Here is a 17,959-nt window from a genome sequence, read left to right on the forward strand (position 1 = left end):
GCGCCTTAGAAGCGCGTGTTGATCTCAAGCTGCAAGACGTCGATGTCGAACGGCGCGCCATACACCGCCTCGGTGCTCATCCAGCGACCGGTCGCCGAGACGTTCTTCGCCAGACCGTAGTTGCCGCCGAGGAAATACCCTTTGGCATTGGTACCACCGAGGTGGAATGACGAATCGTTGAAGCCGTCCGGCAAGGCATCCGGCTGGATGTACTTGTAGCCGGCGAAGAGGTTCCAGTCGCCCTGCTTTTTCAGGTCCAGTTCATTGCCGAGAGTGAATTGCACCATCCAGGCATTGGCGCCGCTTTCGATCTCGCCGTTGCTGTCGAGGTTGTTGACGATCTGTCCGGCCGAACGCTTGCGCATGTCGCCTTCGTCATAACTGAGGTTGTGGATGTAGTTGCCCTGGCTGCGCAACTTGAAATCTGCCGGCAAATCGGCGTCCCACACCAGGTTCAAGTCGAGCAGGTTGAACTCGGAGGCCAGGCCGACAAACTGCGGTTGCGCCGTGGTCGTCGGGTTGGCCGGGTCAGGCGTGATGTCACGTAGCAGGAACACGCTGTTGCCCTTCTGCATGAACGCCGCGCGGCTGCCGTCGCTGTCGCAACCGGGTGCGCCGGCCCAGGGTTCGCAGGGGCTGGAACGCTGGCCCTGGATATCGTCGAAGCGGTAGTAAGCCAACGCACCCTTCAAACGGTTGTTGCTGTTGATCGCCCACTTGGCGCCAAGCTGCGCGCCGTACAGCCATTTGTTGTCGCTCTCTTCCTTGTCGAAACCGTTGCTGCTGCTGGTGTCGTTGGTGTAATCCACCGGGAACGCACCGACGGTACCGAACACGCCCCAATCGTGGTTGAGCTTGTGGTCGAAAATCGCAGCCACGCCATCGAAGTTGAGGTCGTTTGAATAAAGCATGTCGGTGGACATGAATGGGTTGGCGAAGCGGCCACCGGTCAGGGTCAGCTCTTCTGTCGGCTTCCAGTTCAGGTAACCCTGATCGAGCCAGATATCCTTTTTCGCGAAGCCGCCGCCGAGGTTTTGCGTGGTCGACACCGGATTGTTGTCGGAGCCGGTGCCAATGCGGATACCCGCGGTCCATTCCGGCGATATCACCGCTTTCATGCCAAGGCGTGCGCGGATGCGGAACTGGTTTTCGCGATCTTCGCGGGTGTTGAGCAACGGCGGCAGGCTGGTGCTGCTGTTGGGGTTCACGTCGTACGGGCCATTGTTGTTGAGTTTGGCAAAGTCGACGATTTCGTTGCTGTTGTTGCCTGAGTAGTAACGCGATTCGTCACGAAGACGAATGTCGCCGTCGAAGCTGATGCGCGAGGCCCACTCCGGGAAAGTGTTGGGCGTAGCCCAGTTTTCCTGTTTGGCGGTGGCCATGACTTCGGCTTTGACCTGATCACGAATCTGGTCACGCACCGCCGCAGGCACGTATTGCACACGCACGTCGCCCGGCGCTGCAACCGGCCCGGCTGCGACCGCCGTGGAGGCCGCAGCCTGCCTGGCTTGTGCGGCTTCATTTTGCGCCTGAGCGATCAGCGCGTCGGCCTTGTCCTGTTTCAGAATGCCCTGCTCGACCAGCAAGCGGATCAGATTGATCGTGGCGTTCTCCGAGGGCGCAGGCGCTGCCACGGCCTGACCGACCAGGGTCGCGATGACCATGCCGACCGCCAGGGACAATCGATTCACGTTGGAAATCATCTGCACACAACTCCTTTTGGCAAAACTGTAAGGATTCGGTTAACCCGGGCGCCGCCCTTGCAGGGACAGGCGCACGGGCAAAGTCATGGAGGCCGGTGGCCGTTCGCTTAAGTGCGGCGCATTGCGCAGCGCCGCTAAAACCTGGGTGTCTATTTCAGGATTACCGCTGGACTTGATCAGCTCGACCCGGGTGATTTCACCGACGCTGCTCAGCCAGACATCAGCCTGCAAGGTGAACGCGAGGTTGCGCAGGTCTGGGTTCTCGCGCAGCAGCTTCTGAAACGTGAACGCCAGAAACTGGCTGTACGTGCCCGTCCCCAGGCGTCCGCCCCCGGCACCCGCCATGCCGCCACCCTTGCCGGCGCCGATGTTGAAAGCGTCGTTGCCGGACTGCGCATCGCCGTCCATTTGCATCGGGTTGGCCAGATCGTCCGCCGGCGATGGCGGCGCCTCTTCTTCAGGCTTGACCTCTTCGGGCTCAGGCGTTGGCTCGGGCTCGACGAGTTTTTCTTCCACCGGGGTTTCTGGTTCGGGTGGTTTCTCCGGCGGCGGTGGCGGTGGTGGCGGCAACGGAATGATCGTCGGCACCTTCGGCGCTTCGCGGCGGATACCGCTCATGTCGTTGGCCCACTGCCACAGCAGATACGCGGCGAGCGCGCCGAGCAGCAGCCCGGCGCCCCACTTCACAAAACGCAGCGGCGACTTTTTCACGGGCAGCGGCTCGATGGGCAGTTGTGCGGTCATGTCTCAGCCCTGACTCGGTTTGCCGGTCACGAGACCGACCTGGGACAGTTCGAGCCGGCGCAACAGATCCAGCACCTCGATGACCTTTTGGTACTGCACCGTCGCGTCGCCGCGCACAATCACCGGAAAATCCGGGTTCTGCGCCTTCTCGATGCGCAAGCGTTCCTCCAGCTCGGCCAGTGTCACCGGGTAGGCATCGAGGAACACCTGGCCGCCATCGTTGACCGAAATCGCCTTGGTCTTGGCCTCCGACAGCGACACCGAAGCGCTGGCCTTGGGCAAGTTGATCTGGATGCCGGAGACCTGCGCGGTGGCGGTGAGGATGAACATCACCAGCACCACCATCAGCACATCGACCAGCGGAGTGATGTTGATGCTGTCCACCGCTGCATCTTCATCATCGTCGTGGGAGGCATTTACGGACGCCATGTCAGTGCTCCTCAGGCCATTACGGAAGTGTTGGCGTGATGGCCGCGCTGATGCGCCGACTCACTGAACTGGCTCTCGCCATGCATCTCCGCCAGACGGGTGATGAACTCGTCGACGAACACGCGCATGTCGGCGCTGACTTCCTTGTTGCGGGTGATCAGGCGGTTGTAGCCAAACAGCGCCGGGATCGCGACGAACAGGCCCATGGCGGTGGCGAGCAAGGCTGCGGCCATGCCCGGGGCGATGGCGTTGATGTTGACGTCACCGGCCATCGCGGTGCCGAGAAACACCACCATGATCCCCAGCACGGTGCCGAGCAGACCGATGTACGGGCCGCCGGCAATGGCGTTGGACAGGGTCGAGAGTTTTGAGCTGAGGGCTTGATTCTCGCGGGTGCGCACGCCGTCCATCGAACAGCGAATGGCTTCGATGGTCGCGGCAGAAACCGAAGACGTATCGGCGCCCTGCTCGCGGCGGGTGCGAATCTCTTTCACCGCCACCAGATACAAACGCCAAAGCGACGAATGCTGCAAGCGCTGGGCGAGCTGGGTGTCGTCGGCGAACATTTCAAGACGCGTGCCGACCTTGGCGAACTGCTCGCGGAAATCCTCGTTGGCTTTGCTGACACGTCCCAGAGTGCGGTTCTTGCGCAGCATGATGATCCACGACTGGAACATCATCAGCACCAGCACGGCGATGATTACCCAGGCGTCCACCGGCACCGCGTTGAGCAGAAAACCAAGGCTGCCGAAACCGTAACCGGACTGCTCTTCATCGACGCCGTAAGCCACCAGTTTCGACTCGGCACCTTGCGACGTTGCGTCGGCCAGCAACAACGGCGCCGGACGCGCGACTTTCGACAGGCGCAGCTCATCGATCGCACCCACGAACGGCTGGAAAGGACCTTCTAGCAGATCCGCCCCCACGGCCATGACCGAGTTGAACGCCGGCATCGCCAACGCCAATGTCGCCCCTTCGCGACCGTTGATGAACAGCGTGACTTTGGCGCCTTCAGCGGTGAGTGCAACGTGTTGCCATTGGCCCGGATTCAGCGGCTGAGTGGCGACGGCGCGCTGGCCGTCGATTTCCACAAACGGCACGCCTTGGTTGGCGCCAATCAACAGGCTGTTGGCGCCTTCACGGCGGGCCAGAATCAATTGCTCGCCAGTGGCCTGGTCCAGTCGCAGCCAGGCACTGAAGGTGAATGCGCTGCCAGCGTTGTGTTGCAACGAAGGGCTGGCCGGCAGCAACAGTGGTTGGCCGCTGAACTGCAACGCTCGCCCCACTACGCCGTCAATCGCCGCGCCGGTCGCGCTCTGCGCGGTGTTGCCGTAAGCGGTGGTGTCTTTGGCCGGGGTGCCGGTGGCGCCGTCGAAGTGATAAAGCGCCGTGTAATTGGGGTCAAACGTCAATTGGCCGTTGCCGGTCGCCGGAGCTTTCTGGTTGCCGTAGTACATCCAGATGTCCTGACGCTGGCCGCCCTCGACATTCGGCACATCGACCCAGATCAGCGCCATGCCCATCAGCGCATCGAAGCTTTCGATCTGGTGGTTGAGCACGGTTTTGTCATCGGCCGAGACAAAGCGCAGGTCCGATCCATCTTCTTTCACCCCGTCGAAGGTGAAGTTGCCGGTGTGCAGACGCACCAGCAGCGCGGTGCGGCCAATTGGCTGATTGATTGCCGCACCTTGCGGCGTGGTGTCGACGGCGATCTGTTTGCGGTAATGCCAGTCGTCCTGCCACCAGGCCTGAGCCGTGGCCGGGAGCACGAAGCCCAGGCAGATCAACAACGAAAGAATGAGGCGCTGCATGAACGTGCTCCTTTAGAAAGTGGCTTGAAGGTTGAAGTGCAGGCGCGATTCCTGTTTCGAGGTGTTCGGCCCTTCGAGTAGCGGATAGCCCCAGTCGAGGCTGCCGGACAGCCATTTGCTCAGGCTGGCGCGGGTGCCGAGGCCAACGCTGGCCAGGGCGTAATTGGCGTCCTGATCCGGCAGTTCGTCGCGCAGGTAGAGTTGCGCGCCTTCGGCGAAGGCGTAGAAACGCCAGTCCTGCATCCACGTGCCGGCGAACCTGGCCAGCGATGGCGTGCGCAGTTCCTGGCTCAGCAGGTAGCCGTCATCGGCAGTGCGTTCGGCGGCCAGATAGCCACGCACCGAAGTCGCACCGCCGGCGGAGAACTGTTCGTTGGAAATCAGTGGCCCCGAGGCGAGTTGAAACGCGGCTTTGCTCGCGCTCTGCCAGTCGCTGTCGAAGGTCCAGGTGTAACTGGTGTCGCCCTTGAGCACAGCGAAACTCGGCTTGGCGCGGTAGCGTTTGTAGTCGAAGTCTTCGTCATCGCTGCCGTAGCCGAAGACGCTGCGCGTGGCCGCGACCAGACTCAGGCCGAGGCCAAGCTGGCTTTTTTCGGTGTAGCGATAGCCGTTGTAGGCGAAGGTGAATGGCGCGTACTGCAGCGGCACCTTGTCACTTTCGCCGGACAGGGTCAGGCGCTCGTCGAAGTCTTTGAAGTCGATGCCGGCCGACAGCGAATTCGACCAGTTGCCGCTGGACGGCAGCGTGTAAATGGCCGACACACCATAGGAATGACCCTTGCCCAACACATTACTGCCGCCGATGGTGGCGACGTTGCTGTCGGACTGGTAACCGGAGAACTGCACACTCCAGCGATCAGTGAGTGGCGCGGTGTAGGAACCTGACCAGACCTTGGCGTTGTCGGTCTCTTGCGGTGCAGTGAAGAACGTCAGGTTGACGCTGTGCCCGAGCTGCCAAAGGTTGTTGTAACCGAGGCTGGTGACGGTGCGCAGTTTTTCCGTGTCGGCGCTGTAGTCATTGTTCAGACCCACGCTGGCGGTCCAGGGGTTCTGGTCTTCGACCTGCAAATCAACGTCCATGGTGCCGGGGCGCTGACCTTCGCGAACCAGCGGCATGACCTGGCGGCCCGGGGTCTTGTTCAGTTGCGCCAGTTCGCCCTGGACCTTGGCGAAGTCCGGCACCTCGCCTTCCTTCAGCGCCGGCACGTCGTCGCGGATGTCCAGCGGCGAATAATGTTTGGCGCCAACCACCCGCACCCGTCCGACCCTGGTTTCGCTGACTTGCAGATAGACGATGCCGTCCGCTACCGCTTGCTCCGGCAACTCGACGAACACCGATTGATAACCGCGTTCCTGATAGGCCTTCTGCAACGCATCACGCGCGCCTTCGATGTCGGCCAGAGCTTTTTGCGGGCCGAGAAACGGGTACACCGCCTCTTCAATCGCCCTTGCATCGAGCACCGTATTGCCGCGCACGAAGTATTCGTTGACGTCGACCAGACGCTGCGCCGCTGCACTTTCGCCAGCCTCTTCGGCCAACGCCGGCTGCACGCCCGCCGCCACCAGCAGCCAGCCCCACAGCACCAGCCGTGACGTGAAAATCTGTTCCACACTACCCCCTGACATTCGCGTTGACGTGTCGGCGTTCAAACGCCCTGTTGCATCAGTTATTGGCTATCGAGGCGCCGGCATGTTTGCCGAGCCAGGTGTGCAACAGCGCGAAGTTCAAGGAGAACTCGGGCATTTGCAGCAAGGCGCCGCAGAACACTTCGCCGATGATTTTCTGGATGAGTTGCACCGCACGCGGGTTGTTGAGCAGCGTGGCGATGTCGCGACTGAGGACGTTGAAACTCCAGACTTTCTGGTTCAGGCCCAGGCCCACGAACCAGCGGAACAGCAGGTTGTAACTCAGCTGTTCATAGAGCTGCTGTTCGCTGGGCACCGAATACAGCAGTTGCAGGAGCAGGATGTGCATGACCGTTTGCGCGGGAATGAGCATGCCGGGTTCGGCATTGAGGTCGTGCAGAACGTCGCGGTGGGTATCGAGCAAGTCCTCGATCTGTGGGCGCAGCAAAACCAGTGAATGGCCCGGCGGAATGTAGCTGGACACCTCTTTCAAGGCGCCCTGCCAGTCATCCTGCGAGACGATCCAGACCCACGGCGCGCCGTAGCGATACACCGAAACCGGCTTCTTGCGCGCGGCTTCGACGATCTTCGACAGGCGTTGATCGAGTTCCTGCATGCCCACTTTCGAGTAGCGTTCCATAGTCCCCACTGCCTCACTCCCGGCGTCCCGCCTCGGCTTGTGAAAAGCGCCCCGTTGGGGCCCTCAAGCGCGTTACATAGGCATGACCGGACAGGCGATGGGCTACCGAACTTTTGTCATAAAAGCTTCATTACAGAATTGCTCGAGATTTAACAGACGACACTAAACCTGTGGGAGCGAGCCTGCTCGCGAATACGGTGTGCCAGTCAACTAGAGGGTGACTGACAGGACGCTTTCGCGAGCAGGCTCGCTCCCACAGGGATTTACGGTGGGTTGGGGTCAGGTATAAACCGCCCAGCTGTCAACAATCTTGCCGCCACGCACCGCCAGCAAATCACCGAATTGCAGGAGGACGGCTTCGGTCTGGGTCGGGCGCAGGAAGACTTGATCCTCGATCTTCAGGCCCACCGCATCCGAGCCGTTGACCATTTCCTGATTCGAACTGCGGCCGTAAACACTGTTGCTTTGCAGTCCCTGCGGCGATTCGAACTCGGCCATCCAGTTGCCGCCGTAGATGAAAAAGGTCTGTCGCTGATTCTGGTCCCACCACGAGAACAGTTTCGACTTGTCGTCCAGCGCCGGGATGTTGACCGCTCCGGTGCTTTTCAGCACGGGCGTGGCAATGTAAGTGGCCGGTACATGATCGACCAGGGACGGGAGATCATAGTGCGTCGGCTTGAGCATTGCCGTACCGACTGAAACTTCCGTGCTCAGGGTTTCCTTTTCATGGATGCGATAGCTCGGGCTGCCAGCGGTGTTCAGGCACAAACCGTCATGCCACAACCCCGGAAATTGCTGGCGGGTGAAATCAACGCAGCGCTGATAAATCACCATGACCCTGGCAAACAATTCCTCGGGCGAGCCCAGAATCCCCGGCACACCCATGCCCACGAACGGGTCGTAACCCATGAACCCGGAAAACTGCAGGTGCTGCGGGTTGGCACTGATCAACGCGAGCATATGCCCCAGCACGCTCACGTCACTGACCCCGCCGCGATGCAGGCCCACATCCAGCTCGATGTTGATGCGCATCCGCGTGCCCAAACCCTGCGCCAGCGCCAGGTACTGCTGCAAACGCTCAGGGCTGTCGAGCAGCCATTGCAACTGCCTGGCAGGATCAAACGGGCCTTTGTGGATCTGATAAAACAGCTCGGCCGAACGCACCGGCAACGGTTTGCCGAGCAAGATATCCGACTGCGCAAACGTCACCGCATCGTGATTGAGAAACGGCTGATGAAACGACATCAGTTTTTGCGTGCCGGCACGTTGCGCGATATAGCTGAGCAACCCTGGCGATGGCAGAGACTTCTCCACCAATCGCAACTGCTTGCCGCCACGTTTGACCGATTGCATGACCACGTCGATGTTGTGATCGAGACGATCCAGATCGATCAGTAGCACCGGGCGCATCGGCCCCTTTTCCCTCAGTTCTTTATTCAGCGCCCGGAAATAGTCGCTATAGGGCTCACCGCGATCCCCCGGCCGCAACCACGCGCCGACGCCCACCAATAAAGCCCCGACCCCCAACGTGCCAAGCACAAAGTTACGTCGATTGACCGCCATCAGCTCACCCCCAGAATCGACGACAAATGCGCATTGAGAAACCGCGCGCTCGGATCAAGCGCCTGGCGCACCTCGGCAAACTCACGCCAGCGCGGGTACAGCGGTTGCAGGTTTTTCGCGTTGAGCGTGTGCAACTTGCCCCAGTGCGGGCGGCCGTTGTATTTCCAGAAGATGGGCTCGACGGCGGCGAACAGATTGTGATGGTCCATCTGGTAATGCTGGTGCACCGAGATCGAACAGCTGTCGCGCCCCTCGAACATGCTCAGCGGGATGTCGTCGGCCTTGACGTAGCGATACTCGATGGGAAACCAGGTGCGCAGGTCCTTGTCATGTATCAGCTTGAGAATCTCGCGCAGGCAGGCCGGGCCGTGTTCGGCAGGCACCGAGTACTCCATCTCGTTGAAGCGCACGGTGCGCACGTTGGCATAGATGTCGAACGAGTCGCCGACCCGGTCATCGAAACTCGCCAGATGCCGCAGGCTGTTGAGCATAGTACGGCGCAGCTCGGGAAAATCGCTGGCGTACTTGTCAATCTTTTCAATCAGGGTGACGAATTCGTTGCCGCCCTCCTCTTCGGGACTGATCGGCGGCGTGGCCGGGTCGTCCGTTTCATTGAGGGCGATGGACAAGGCGTAGTCGGAATGGGTGACCACGAGCATTTCCCAGTGCTGATTTTCGCGGGTATTGGTGTCGAGGTCTTCCAGCAGCTCTTCGGTTTTAGCGATCCACTGGCGTTCGCGCAGGCGATAGGCCGGGCGGTTCTGCAGGCGAATTTTTGTTGCCACACCAAGTGCACCGAGGGATACGCGGGCGGCATTGAACACCTCAGGATGGCGCTGACTGTCACAGTCCAGCACCTCGCCGCTAGCCGTCACCAACTGCATGCCGCAGACGTGGGCCGAGTAGGACTGGAAGTTTTTGCCGGTGCCGTGGGTCGAAGTGGCAATCGCGCCGGCGAGGGTCTGATAGTCGATATCGGCCATGTTTTGCAGCGCTTGGCCAACGTCCTTGAGGGGCATGCCCATGCGCGACATCGGTGTGCCGGCGGCGAATTCGGCCTGCAGGTTTTTCGGGTCGTGATCGAGCAGCCCGGTGAAGTAGCTCAACGACAACAGCGTGCCGTCGGTGGGCACCAGGGCGCTGAACGAATGCGCCGAGCCGACCGGACGAATCGTGCCTTGAGCCTGACGAATCACTGCCGTCAGCTCATCCAGATTTTTCGGCGCCAGACGCGCCGCCGGCAGGCAGCTCTGCGCGCCCGACCAGTTGCGCCAAGGGATCAGCCGTGGCGCGCGCATCAATTGGCCCAATGCCGGGTTGCTCGCCAACGCACTGAATGCGCCAACAATGCTCGCCCGTTGCAACAACTGACGCCGTGTCAGATCCATCGTCATGCGCGCACCCTTATTCTGGAAGAGGCTGGTCGGCCATGAAGCCGATCAATTGCAGGAACTGCTCTTGCGAACACTCAACGCACTGGCCCATCGGTGGCATGCTGTTGTAGCCGTTGATGGCGTGATCGAGCAGCGTGTCGGCGCCCTGCTGGATGCGCGGCGCCCAGGCTTTGCGGTCGCCAGTGAGCGGCGCATTGGCGGCCGGGTTGGCGTGACAGAGTTGGCAACTGTTGGCGTAGATCTGCGCCAGTGCCGGGTCAGACGGGGTAGCGCTGCTGGCGATGCTGGAAGTGACCGCCGGTTTGGCATCGTCGCCGCATCCGTGCAGCATCGTGGCCAACGCCAGCAGCAAAGTGATCGGGATTGCCCGCATAACGATCCTCAAGGGTGGCCCCACTTATTGTTGTGATCACACCTTAAGACAGCGACGCCAGAGACTTGAGGGCATTGCGGGACAGCGAGGGGGACTTCGACGGCCAGTTGGGCTCACCTCAGTATTGGGCACACCATAAAACCCTGTGGGAGCTGGCTTGCCAGCGATAGCGGTGTGTCAGTCAATGAAGATAATGAAAGTACCGGCCACATCGCTGGCAAGCCAGCTCCCACATAGTTCGCGGTGTTGCTAGCCCCTCTGTTCTGCGCCTTTGCGTGACATTCGAGTGACATTTACGGGTTTAAATTTCGCCGCATTCAGGCGTATAACCTGTACAGACTTTTTGATCTGCACGCGGACATCAACACGGGGTAGCGACATGACCACAGCAAACATCCTTGGCAACCTGTTCCCTTCTGTCAGCGACATCCCGGAAAAATACCGCCTCGACGGTCAGGTCGAGCAACGCGAATACCTGGTCGACGGTGAATTGCGCCGCTGGGACGGCCCGCTCGCAACGGTTCGCAGCCCGGTCTATTTGCACGGCGACAATGGCGATGAGCAAGTGATTCTCGGCAGCACACCCCTGCTCGACGCCGACACTGCCCTCACCGCGCTGGACGCCGCCGTCCGCGCCTACGACCGTGGCCAGGGCCTGTGGCCGACCATGCGTGTGGCCGAACGCATCCAGCACGTTGAAGCGTTCCTCGGGCGCATGCGCCAGCAGCGTGACGCAGTGGTCAAGCTGCTGATGTGGGAAATCGGCAAGAACCTCAAGGACTCGGAAAAAGAGTTCGACCGCACCTGCGATTACATCGTCGACACCATCAATGCGCTGAAAGAACTCGACCGCCGCTCCAGCCGTTTCGAACTGGAGCAGGACACGCTCGGGCAAATTCGCCGCGTGCCGCTCGGCGTGGCGCTGTGCATGGGCCCCTACAACTATCCGCTGAACGAGACCTTCACCACGCTGATTCCGGCGCTGATCATGGGCAACACCGTAGTGTTCAAACCGGCCAAGCTTGGCGTGCTGCTGATTCGCCCATTGCTCGAAGCATTCCGCGACAGCTTCCCTACCGGTGTGATCAACGTCATCTACGGCAGCGGCCGCGAAACGGTCAGCGCACTGATGGCCAGCGGCAAGATCGACATCTTCGCCTTCATCGGTACCAACAAGGCCGCCAGCGACCTGAAGAAACTGCACCCAAAACCGCACCGCTTGCGCGCCGCACTGGGGCTGGATGCGAAGAACCCCGGCATCGTCCTGCCGGAAGTCGATCTGGACAACGCCGTCAGCGAGGCGGTCACCGGGTCACTGTCGTTCAACGGCCAGCGCTGCACCGCGCTGAAAATACTGTTTGTCCATGAGGACGTGGTCGACAGCTTCATCGAAAAATTCAACACCAAACTGGCCACGCTGAAACCGGGCATGCCGTGGGACAGCGGAGTGTCACTGACACCGCTGCCGGAGTCGGGCAAGGTCGATTATCTACATGGGCTGGTCGCGGATGCGCGCAGCAAGGGTGCCGAAGTGGTCAACCCGAATGGCGGTGAGTCGCGCGAGTCGTTTTTCTACCCGGCGGTGCTGTACCCGGTGAACCCGCAGATGCGCGTGTATCAGGAAGAACAGTTTGGCCCGGTGGTGCCGATCGTGCCGTACCGTCACCTCGATACGGTGATCGACTACGTGCTGGAATCGGACTTCGGCCAGCAGTTGAGCATCTTCGGCACCAACCCGGTGGCCGTCGGACGGCTGGTCGACACGTTCGCCAATCAGGTCGGCCGGATCAACCTCAACGCCCAATGCCAGCGTGGCCCGGACACTTATCCGTTCAACGGCCGCAAGAACTCCGCCGAAGGCACGCTGTCGGTACACGATGCGCTGCGGGTGTTTTCGATCCGCACGCTGGTGGCCACCAAATACCAGGACAGCAACAAGGATCTGATCAGCGAGATCATTCGCGGACGCGATTCGAGCTTCCTGACCACCGACTACATCTTCTGACGAGGACCTTGCACTGAGTACGTTCAGCACCCACCGACTGCCACCGCTGTTGCGCCGAATCCTGCGTCCGCTGCTGGACCCGTACCGGCGCTACCGCCACGCCCGACTGATCCACGCGGTGCGGGTGGCATTGGGGTTGCTGGCAACCATCCTGCTGACCACCGGCATCAACCTGCCTCATGGCGAGTGGGCATCGGTGACCATGCTGGTGGTCATCGGCGGTTTGCAGCACCACGGCAACATCGGCAAAAAAGCCGCCGAACGCGCCACCGGCACCTTGATCGGTGCCGGCGTCGGTTTGTTACTTGTGGCGCAGGAGGCGTGGCTCGGCATGCCGTGGCTGACCTACTTTGCCATGGCCGTGGTGTGCGGCTTCTTCTCGTATCACGCCATCGGCAAGGGTGGCTACACCGCCCTGCTCTCGGCGATCACCGTATTTATCGTCGCCGGGCACGGCGACAACCCGATCACGGATGGGCTGTGGCGCGGGGTCGACATCCTGATCGGCATTGCCCTGGCGCTGGCATTTTCCTTCGCCCTGCCGCTGTACGCTGTGTACTCCTGGCGCTATAACCTGGCCGATGCCTTGCGCGATTGCGCCACGGTATACGGACGCATCATCAGCGGCCAACCGGTCAGCGCCGACGAACATCTGAAACTGATGGGCCGCCTGGGTGCGGTGATGGTGCAACTGCGTTCGCTGATGCCGTCGGTGTCCAAGGAAGTGAAGATTTCCATGACCGAACTCGATGCCATTCAGCGCAACCTGCGCATGTGCATCAGCACACTGGAGATCCTCGGTAACACGCGCCCCGACGGCAACGACCCCGAAGCCATGGCCCATCTGCAATCAGCGTTGAAAGCCGAGCACCGGCAGATTCGCGTGCAATTGATTGGTATGGCCCGCGCACTCAAGTCGGGAGCGACGCAGCGTCTGGATCGGCCAGCGGAGTTGCCGGACGCCAGCCTTGACGCACCGGTTTATAGTGCTTTGGATGGCTATCGATTGCTGACCCGGCAACTCGCCGCAAACATCGGCGAGTTGCGCCAGCGCCTGGCGAAAACCGCGCCGCGCTGGAACATTTGACGTTTTACTGCGCAGCCAGTCGCCGAGCCTTGAAACCCCAGCCCTGTTGCATGCCCGCAGCGGCCAGCAGAATCGCTGCCACGCCCACCCATTGCAGGATTTCCAGGCGATGACCGAAGGCTAACCAGTCGACGAAAATCGCTGCAATCGGGTAGATGAACGACAGTGCGCCCGTCAACGCTGTCGGCAACTTCTGAATCGCGCCATATAGCAGCACGTACATCAGGCCAGTGTGAACGATGCCCAGCGTCACCAGGCTGGCCCATGCACTCGGCGCTTGCGGCAGTGCCGAAAAGTGCGCGAACGGCGCGAGCAACAGCACACCGGTGCAGACCTGGATCAGCGCAATCAAGTGCGGCGGCGTGCCCGTCAGGCGCTTGATGATCAACGCGGCAATCGCATAGAGAAACGCCGCGCCCAGTGCCAGAGCAATGCCCAGCAGATACTGACTACCTCCATCGCCTTGCTGGCCGTGGGCACTGACAATCGCCAGCATGCCCATAAAGGAAATTGCCAGCCAAAACAGCTTTTGCAGGGTAATTTTCTCGCGGAGGAACAGCGCCGCCAGTCCGACCAGCATGAACGGCTGCACGTTGTACACCGCTGTACCGATGGCGATCGAGGCCCGGGAATAAGACGCAAACAACAGCACCCAGTTGCCGACAATCGCCACGCCGCTGAGCACCGCCAGCAAGAATGTAGTGCGTGTCAGTAAGCCGGGGCGCAAAAAACCGAAAATCGCGCAGATCAACAGCAAAGTGCCGGCCCCAAACACACAGCGCCAGAACACTACGTCCAGCACCGGTTGCCCGGAAACCAGGACGAACCAGCCGATCGTCCCGGATATCAGCATGGCCGCGGTCATTTCAAATGAGCCGCGACGGATCGGGTTGTCCATCATCAATCTCCTCAGCGTTTGGCGAATGCGTGGCAAAAGTATGCCAATCCGACGCCGGGCCATTCCAGCGCAAAAAGCAGGCTAAACTCGCTTTCTGCCTTTTTTATCGAGGGTGGGTTTCATCAATTGCCTAATGCTGGAGATTGACCATGACCGATGACATCGACCAGATCCTCATCAGTGCCTTGATGGAGGATTCGCGGCGTTCATTAAAGGCCTTGGCGCAAATCAGTGGCCTGTCGTCGCCCAGCGTCGCGGAACGCTTGCGCCGACTGGAAGAACGCGGCGTGCTCAAGGGCTACACCGTCGAAATTGACCCCAAGTGTTTTGGCTATCAATTGCAGGCCATCGTCCGCGTGCGGCCGCTGCCGGGGCAGTTGCAAGAAGTAGAGCGGCAGATTCTGTCGATTCCCGAATTCACCGAGTGCGACAAGGTGACCGGCGAGGACTGTTTCATCGCCCGCCTGCACGTACGTTCGATGGAGCAGCTGGATACCCTGCTCGATCGCCTTAACAACCTGGCCGAAACCAACACGGCGATCGTCAAGAAGACACCGGTCAAGCGCCGACTCCCGCCAATGGCATGAATGCTTTTTGCCCTCGTTCGGCGTAGATTGAGATTTTTGCGGCTAAGGATTGGCGGTATGAGAATTCAGGCAGTGATGTTGGCGACGCTTATGCTCGCCGGTTGCGGGACCGTGCAGACGGTAGTGCGCAGTGATCAAGCCGCGGCGGACTATCTGAAAGACAAGAAATCCCACTGCGGAGCCGTTCCGCGGATCTACAGCGGCGTGACCTATGATTTCTGCCTGCTGCACGCAGAGCGGCCGGATGATGTCGATGCGTTCAATTACAACAACGAAACGCCCGGCGTGCTGGTAGATGCCGCGTTGTCGGGGGTGCTGGACACACTGCTGTTGCCTTACACGATCTATAAGCAACAAGCCGATGGCAGCATCGTGATCAATTGATCACCTTTTCTGCAGGCAACAAAAAACCCGCCTAGGCGGGTTTTTTGTTATTTCATGGACTGCGATCAGTCATCGCGGCTCATGATGCCGAAGATCTGCAACAAGCTGATGAACAGGTTGTAGATCGATACATACAGGCTGATGGTCGCCATGATGTAGTTACGCTCGCCGCCGTGAATGATGGCGCTGGTCTGGAACAGGATGCAGACCGACGAGAACAGCACGAAACCTGCGCTGATCGCCAGTTGCAGGCCGCTGACCTGGAAGAAGAAGCTTGCCAGCGTTGCACCCAGCAGGACGAAGAAACCGGCGGTGATGAAACCACCCAGGAAGCTCATGTCCTTGCGGGTGATCAGCACGTAAGCCGACAGACCACCGAACACCAGTGCCGTCATCGCGAACGCGGAGCTGACCACTTCAGCGCCGCCCTGCATGCCCAGGTAACGATTGAGGATCGGGCCGAGCAGGAAACCCATGAAACCGGTCAACGCAAAGGCGGACACCAGGCCCCACGCGGAATCACGAAGTTTGTTGGTAAGGAAGAAAAGCCCGTAGAAGCCAATCAGCACCACGAAAATGTTCGGGTAGCCAACACGCATCTGCTGGGCAACGAACGCCATCACGCCGCTGAATGCGAGGGTGAGAGCGAGTAGACCATAAGTGTTGCGCAGGACGCGGCTAACCTCTAGCTGCTCAGCCTGCACGCTGTTATTAACTGCGTAATCCTGTTCGCGCATGGCGACACTCCTGTTGGTTTGAAACGTTCAGTCGCAAAGATCATAACAGACGCTCTGTAACAAGCCATGCAGAGAGTTTGACAGTGTGTTTCATTCAGGTATTATGGCGCCCGCAACGCAACGGAGGTGTGGCCGAGTGGTTTAAGGCAACGGTCTTGAAAACCGTCGACTGTAACAGGTCCATGAGTTCGAATCCCATCGCCTCCGCCATATTTGTACCGACAAAGCCCTGATTATTCAGGGCTTTGTCGTTTCTGAGATCTGAGATTTTTGCGGCTTTTTCCGATGCGTTACAAAACTTTTTGCAACGCGTTACAAAACTCCCCCCTCTCCGGCGTCCTGCCGATCGTTAAAAAACTCTTCATGTAACACGGTGCTACGCTGGTTCTTTGGCTACCAAGGAAACCAAAATGCCCAACTCAGACCTGCTCCCTTCCCTGCTCTTCAAGATCAACGAAAACCAACTCGCCCTCGAAGCCGCCATCATGGAGCTATCGAATTGGGTTGAGCAGCGAGGGTCGGCCGATGTCGCCGAGAACGTCCGGGGCGCCCTCTGGGCAATAGACAAGAACGAGGAATTCATCAAGATGACGCTTGCGGTTTTGATGACACCCGAGTGACCGTTATCGGCCGATAATGTAAAGCAGATAGCAATGGAGCTAGCTGGGTGTGCACTTGGAGGTGGGCTACAGGCCCTCAAAGGTAGCGAGTTCGAGTCTCTCCTTCACCGCCAAACTCTAAAAACGCAACCCCCTTATTTTTCTAGAGAAAGTCGGGGGGTTGTGGTTTTTGACGTTTGTAGAATGGCAACATGGGATAGATGCGGCATTTTAGGGCGGAAATAGCCCTCAATAAATGATTGCTTGGGCTAATCTGTCCTGGCGGGACGAATGAGGCTTTACGAACCTTTCGCTCAAGGATGATCCACATGCCAAGTTATTCAGACGGCAACATCGCCACTGCTGATGCGTTGACGTTGCTCTTGCACAACCAGCATGCTCTCGGTGCGGCGATTGAAGAGATTACCAACTGGATTTCAGGGGCTGGTGCAGACAATGTTGCTGATAACGCAATTGCAGCTCTGGAAACCCTGGACACGAATGCAAAAGCGATTACGGATGCGATTATGCGGTTACGGAGTTGTTAGCGAGTCGCGTCAAGGCACCAACCGTGCCGACTTTTTAATTGTCCGACAATAATCTAGATTTAAAAACGAACACGGGTAACTAAAAAGAGCCGCGACCTGCGCGGCTCTTCTCTTCGTCTGCTATAGATTATAGGGATTGTAATGAAATGCTGGCGCTCGTTGAGTCTTGCTGGCTATCTGCATCCATCCAGACCCATTGAGTACCGTCGCCCTGCAAGTTATTACTGATGTTTTGAATCTGAGTGGCAACAATGGTCACTGCCCCTTTTTCCGAAGCAGTAGGTCCAATGTTAGTGACTTGCCCGACCAGTAAGCCATTTGACGTTTCATTCACAACAAATACGGTTGCAGCGGCTTCGCGAAACTGGCACGAAATGAACTGTGTGATTTTGCTAACAATTGTCAGATTCATCCATTTCGAAGGCGGCACGGAATAGTAGCGATTATATTTGTTAAACGGGTACTGCTCCCCGTTAGCCTGCAACGAGTTGTTGTTTAGTCCGCTCGTATTCGTTGGCATGCTGGTACTGCCCAACCACACCTCAACCTGTGCAATGCCGCTGTTACTAGGCAACGAAACTGAGATTGTCTGAGTGTCAGTGCCGGAAACGAATCCCAGCGATGCCAAGCCGGCATTGGCGGTGGTGCCGGGGACAGTGATGGTTGCAGGAGGCTGGCTATTGCTCCATACAACATTTACGGCTCCTGAATTCAACACATAAGTGCAACGCTCACCCCTGTATGCACTTCGTACGGCGTCTTCCAGCCCAAGCGCTTGCGCGGGCGTAGATTGATCCTCGCTACTGTCCGATTGACGGCTTCGACGGTCAG

At 59.3% G+C, this 17,959-nt stretch carries 18 protein-coding genes, 1 tRNA gene and 1 pseudogene; 7 read left to right on the forward strand and 13 right to left on the reverse strand.

The window, feature by feature from the left end; all coding sequences use genetic code 11:
• Nucleotides 1–5: 5 nt before the first annotated feature.
• The 9 genes from JJD74_RS13320 to JJD74_RS13360 form a co-directional block, all read right to left on the reverse strand.
• Nucleotides 6–1,703: a putative porin gene (locus JJD74_RS13320; RefSeq protein WP_200614514.1), complete on the reverse strand. Its 1,698-nt coding sequence runs from the start codon at nt 1,701–1,703 to the stop codon at nt 6–8.
• A 39-nt stretch (nt 1,704–1,742) separates the two neighbouring features.
• Nucleotides 1,743–2,447, reverse strand: a complete 705-nt coding sequence (locus JJD74_RS13325; protein ID WP_042558971.1) for an energy transducer TonB family protein — start codon at nt 2,445–2,447, stop codon at nt 1,743–1,745.
• A 3-nt stretch (nt 2,448–2,450) separates the two neighbouring features.
• Entirely contained in the window at nt 2,451–2,876 is a 426-nt protein-coding gene (locus tag JJD74_RS13330) for an ExbD/TolR family protein (RefSeq protein WP_115147927.1), read from the reverse strand.
• Between the two features lie 11 nt (nt 2,877–2,887).
• Nucleotides 2,888–4,687, reverse strand: coding sequence for a DUF2341 domain-containing protein (locus JJD74_RS13335; RefSeq protein ID WP_042558970.1), 1,800 nt, complete (start codon nt 4,685–4,687; stop codon nt 2,888–2,890).
• Nucleotides 4,688–4,699: 12 nt separating this feature from the next.
• Entirely contained in the window at nt 4,700–6,298 is a 1,599-nt protein-coding gene (locus tag JJD74_RS13340) for a ShlB/FhaC/HecB family hemolysin secretion/activation protein (protein ID WP_200614516.1), read from the reverse strand.
• 52 nt (nt 6,299–6,350) lie between these two features.
• Nucleotides 6,351–6,962: a transposase gene (locus tag JJD74_RS13345; protein WP_196304147.1), complete on the reverse strand. Its 612-nt coding sequence runs from the start codon at nt 6,960–6,962 to the stop codon at nt 6,351–6,353.
• Nucleotides 6,963–7,232: 270 nt separating this feature from the next.
• Nucleotides 7,233–8,441, reverse strand: coding sequence for a DSD1 family PLP-dependent enzyme (locus JJD74_RS13350; protein ID WP_200614548.1), 1,209 nt, complete (start codon nt 8,439–8,441; stop codon nt 7,233–7,235).
• 74 nt (nt 8,442–8,515) lie between these two features.
• Nucleotides 8,516–9,844: a D-arabinono-1,4-lactone oxidase gene (locus JJD74_RS13355; RefSeq protein ID WP_200614551.1), complete on the reverse strand. Its 1,329-nt coding sequence runs from the start codon at nt 9,842–9,844 to the stop codon at nt 8,516–8,518.
• Nucleotides 9,845–9,920: 76 nt separating this feature from the next.
• Nucleotides 9,921–10,283 (reverse strand): c-type cytochrome, encoded by a 363-nt coding sequence (locus JJD74_RS13360; RefSeq protein WP_200614518.1) that lies wholly within the window; start codon nt 10,281–10,283, stop codon nt 9,921–9,923.
• Nucleotides 10,284–10,662: 379 nt separating this feature from the next.
• On the opposite strand from JJD74_RS13360, the gene JJD74_RS13365 reads away from it, so the two are divergent.
• Complete coding sequence (locus tag JJD74_RS13365; RefSeq protein WP_047300872.1) at nt 10,663–12,288, forward strand: NADP-dependent glyceraldehyde-3-phosphate dehydrogenase; 1,626 nt, start codon at nt 10,663–10,665, stop codon at nt 12,286–12,288.
• 46 nt (nt 12,289–12,334) lie between these two features.
• A complete protein-coding gene (locus tag JJD74_RS13370; RefSeq protein WP_200614553.1) occupies nt 12,335–13,375 on the forward strand; it encodes an FUSC family protein in 1,041 nt (346 codons plus the stop codon).
• Nucleotides 13,376–13,379: 4 nt separating this feature from the next.
• Here JJD74_RS13370 and JJD74_RS13375 read toward each other — a convergent pair whose 3' ends face one another.
• Nucleotides 13,380–14,273: a DMT family transporter gene (locus tag JJD74_RS13375; RefSeq protein WP_047300870.1), complete on the reverse strand. Its 894-nt coding sequence runs from the start codon at nt 14,271–14,273 to the stop codon at nt 13,380–13,382.
• A gap of 149 nt (nt 14,274–14,422) precedes the next feature.
• Here JJD74_RS13375 and JJD74_RS13380 point away from each other — a divergent pair, with 149 nt between their 5' ends.
• Nucleotides 14,423–14,860, forward strand: coding sequence for an Lrp/AsnC family transcriptional regulator (locus JJD74_RS13380; protein ID WP_042558961.1), 438 nt, complete (start codon nt 14,423–14,425; stop codon nt 14,858–14,860).
• Nucleotides 14,861–14,917: 57 nt separating this feature from the next.
• On the forward strand, nt 14,918–15,244 hold the full coding sequence (locus tag JJD74_RS13385) for a YceK/YidQ family lipoprotein (RefSeq protein WP_200614520.1): 327 nt from the start codon (nt 14,918–14,920) through the stop codon (nt 15,242–15,244).
• Nucleotides 15,245–15,309: 65 nt separating this feature from the next.
• On the opposite strand, the gene JJD74_RS13390 is transcribed toward JJD74_RS13385, so the two are convergent.
• Complete coding sequence (locus tag JJD74_RS13390; RefSeq protein WP_007915443.1) at nt 15,310–15,981, reverse strand: Bax inhibitor-1/YccA family protein; 672 nt, start codon at nt 15,979–15,981, stop codon at nt 15,310–15,312.
• A 122-nt stretch (nt 15,982–16,103) separates the two neighbouring features.
• Between JJD74_RS13390 and JJD74_RS13395 the strand changes: the two genes are divergently transcribed.
• The 3 genes from JJD74_RS13395 (at nt 16,104) to JJD74_RS13405 (ending at nt 17,128) form a co-directional block, all read left to right on the forward strand.
• A tRNA-Ser gene (locus JJD74_RS13395) sits at nt 16,104–16,191 on the forward strand.
• A 200-nt stretch (nt 16,192–16,391) separates the two neighbouring features.
• A complete protein-coding gene (locus tag JJD74_RS13400; RefSeq protein WP_034156506.1) occupies nt 16,392–16,601 on the forward strand; it encodes a hypothetical protein in 210 nt (69 codons plus the stop codon).
• A 308-nt stretch (nt 16,602–16,909) separates the two neighbouring features.
• Entirely contained in the window at nt 16,910–17,128 is a 219-nt protein-coding gene (locus tag JJD74_RS13405) for a hypothetical protein (protein ID WP_200614522.1), read from the forward strand.
• A gap of 127 nt (nt 17,129–17,255) precedes the next feature.
• On the opposite strand, the gene JJD74_RS13410 is transcribed toward JJD74_RS13405, so the two are convergent.
• Together JJD74_RS13410 and JJD74_RS13415 are read right to left on the reverse strand one after the other, a co-directional pair.
• A complete protein-coding gene (locus JJD74_RS13410; RefSeq protein WP_200614531.1) occupies nt 17,256–17,846 on the reverse strand; it encodes a hypothetical protein in 591 nt (196 codons plus the stop codon).
• Nucleotides 17,840–17,959 (reverse strand): annotated as a pseudogene (locus JJD74_RS13415) (IS30 family transposase); the annotation flags it as partial. The gene JJD74_RS13410 and the pseudogene JJD74_RS13415, both read right to left, overlap by 7 nt.

The sequence above is a fragment of the Pseudomonas sp. MF6776 genome, from assembly GCF_016613125.1.
Taxonomy (GTDB): domain Bacteria; phylum Pseudomonadota; class Gammaproteobacteria; order Pseudomonadales; family Pseudomonadaceae; genus Aquipseudomonas; species Aquipseudomonas iridis.

Coding starts and splice junctions, on each gene's coding strand:
- JJD74_RS13320 (WP_200614514.1), bottom strand. CDS start 1,703: ATGATTTCCAACGTGAATCGATTGTCCCTGGCGGTCGGCATGGTCATC.
- JJD74_RS13325 (WP_042558971.1), bottom strand. CDS start 2,447: ATGACCGCACAACTGCCCATCGAGCCGCTGCCCGTGAAAAAGTCGCCG.
- JJD74_RS13330 (WP_115147927.1), bottom strand. CDS start 2,876: ATGGCGTCCGTAAATGCCTCCCACGACGATGATGAAGATGCAGCGGTG.
- JJD74_RS13335 (WP_042558970.1), bottom strand. CDS start 4,687: ATGCAGCGCCTCATTCTTTCGTTGTTGATCTGCCTGGGCTTCGTGCTC.
- JJD74_RS13360 (WP_200614518.1), bottom strand. CDS start 10,283: ATGCGGGCAATCCCGATCACTTTGCTGCTGGCGTTGGCCACGATGCTG.
- JJD74_RS13365 (WP_047300872.1), top strand. CDS start 10,663: ATGACCACAGCAAACATCCTTGGCAACCTGTTCCCTTCTGTCAGCGAC.
- JJD74_RS13375 (WP_047300870.1), bottom strand. CDS start 14,273: ATGGACAACCCGATCCGTCGCGGCTCATTTGAAATGACCGCGGCCATG.
- JJD74_RS13380 (WP_042558961.1), top strand. CDS start 14,423: ATGACCGATGACATCGACCAGATCCTCATCAGTGCCTTGATGGAGGAT.
- JJD74_RS13385 (WP_200614520.1), top strand. CDS start 14,918: ATGAGAATTCAGGCAGTGATGTTGGCGACGCTTATGCTCGCCGGTTGC.
- JJD74_RS13390 (WP_007915443.1), bottom strand. CDS start 15,981: ATGCGCGAACAGGATTACGCAGTTAATAACAGCGTGCAGGCTGAGCAG.
- JJD74_RS13400 (WP_034156506.1), top strand. CDS start 16,392: ATGCCCAACTCAGACCTGCTCCCTTCCCTGCTCTTCAAGATCAACGAA.
- JJD74_RS13405 (WP_200614522.1), top strand. CDS start 16,910: ATGCCAAGTTATTCAGACGGCAACATCGCCACTGCTGATGCGTTGACG.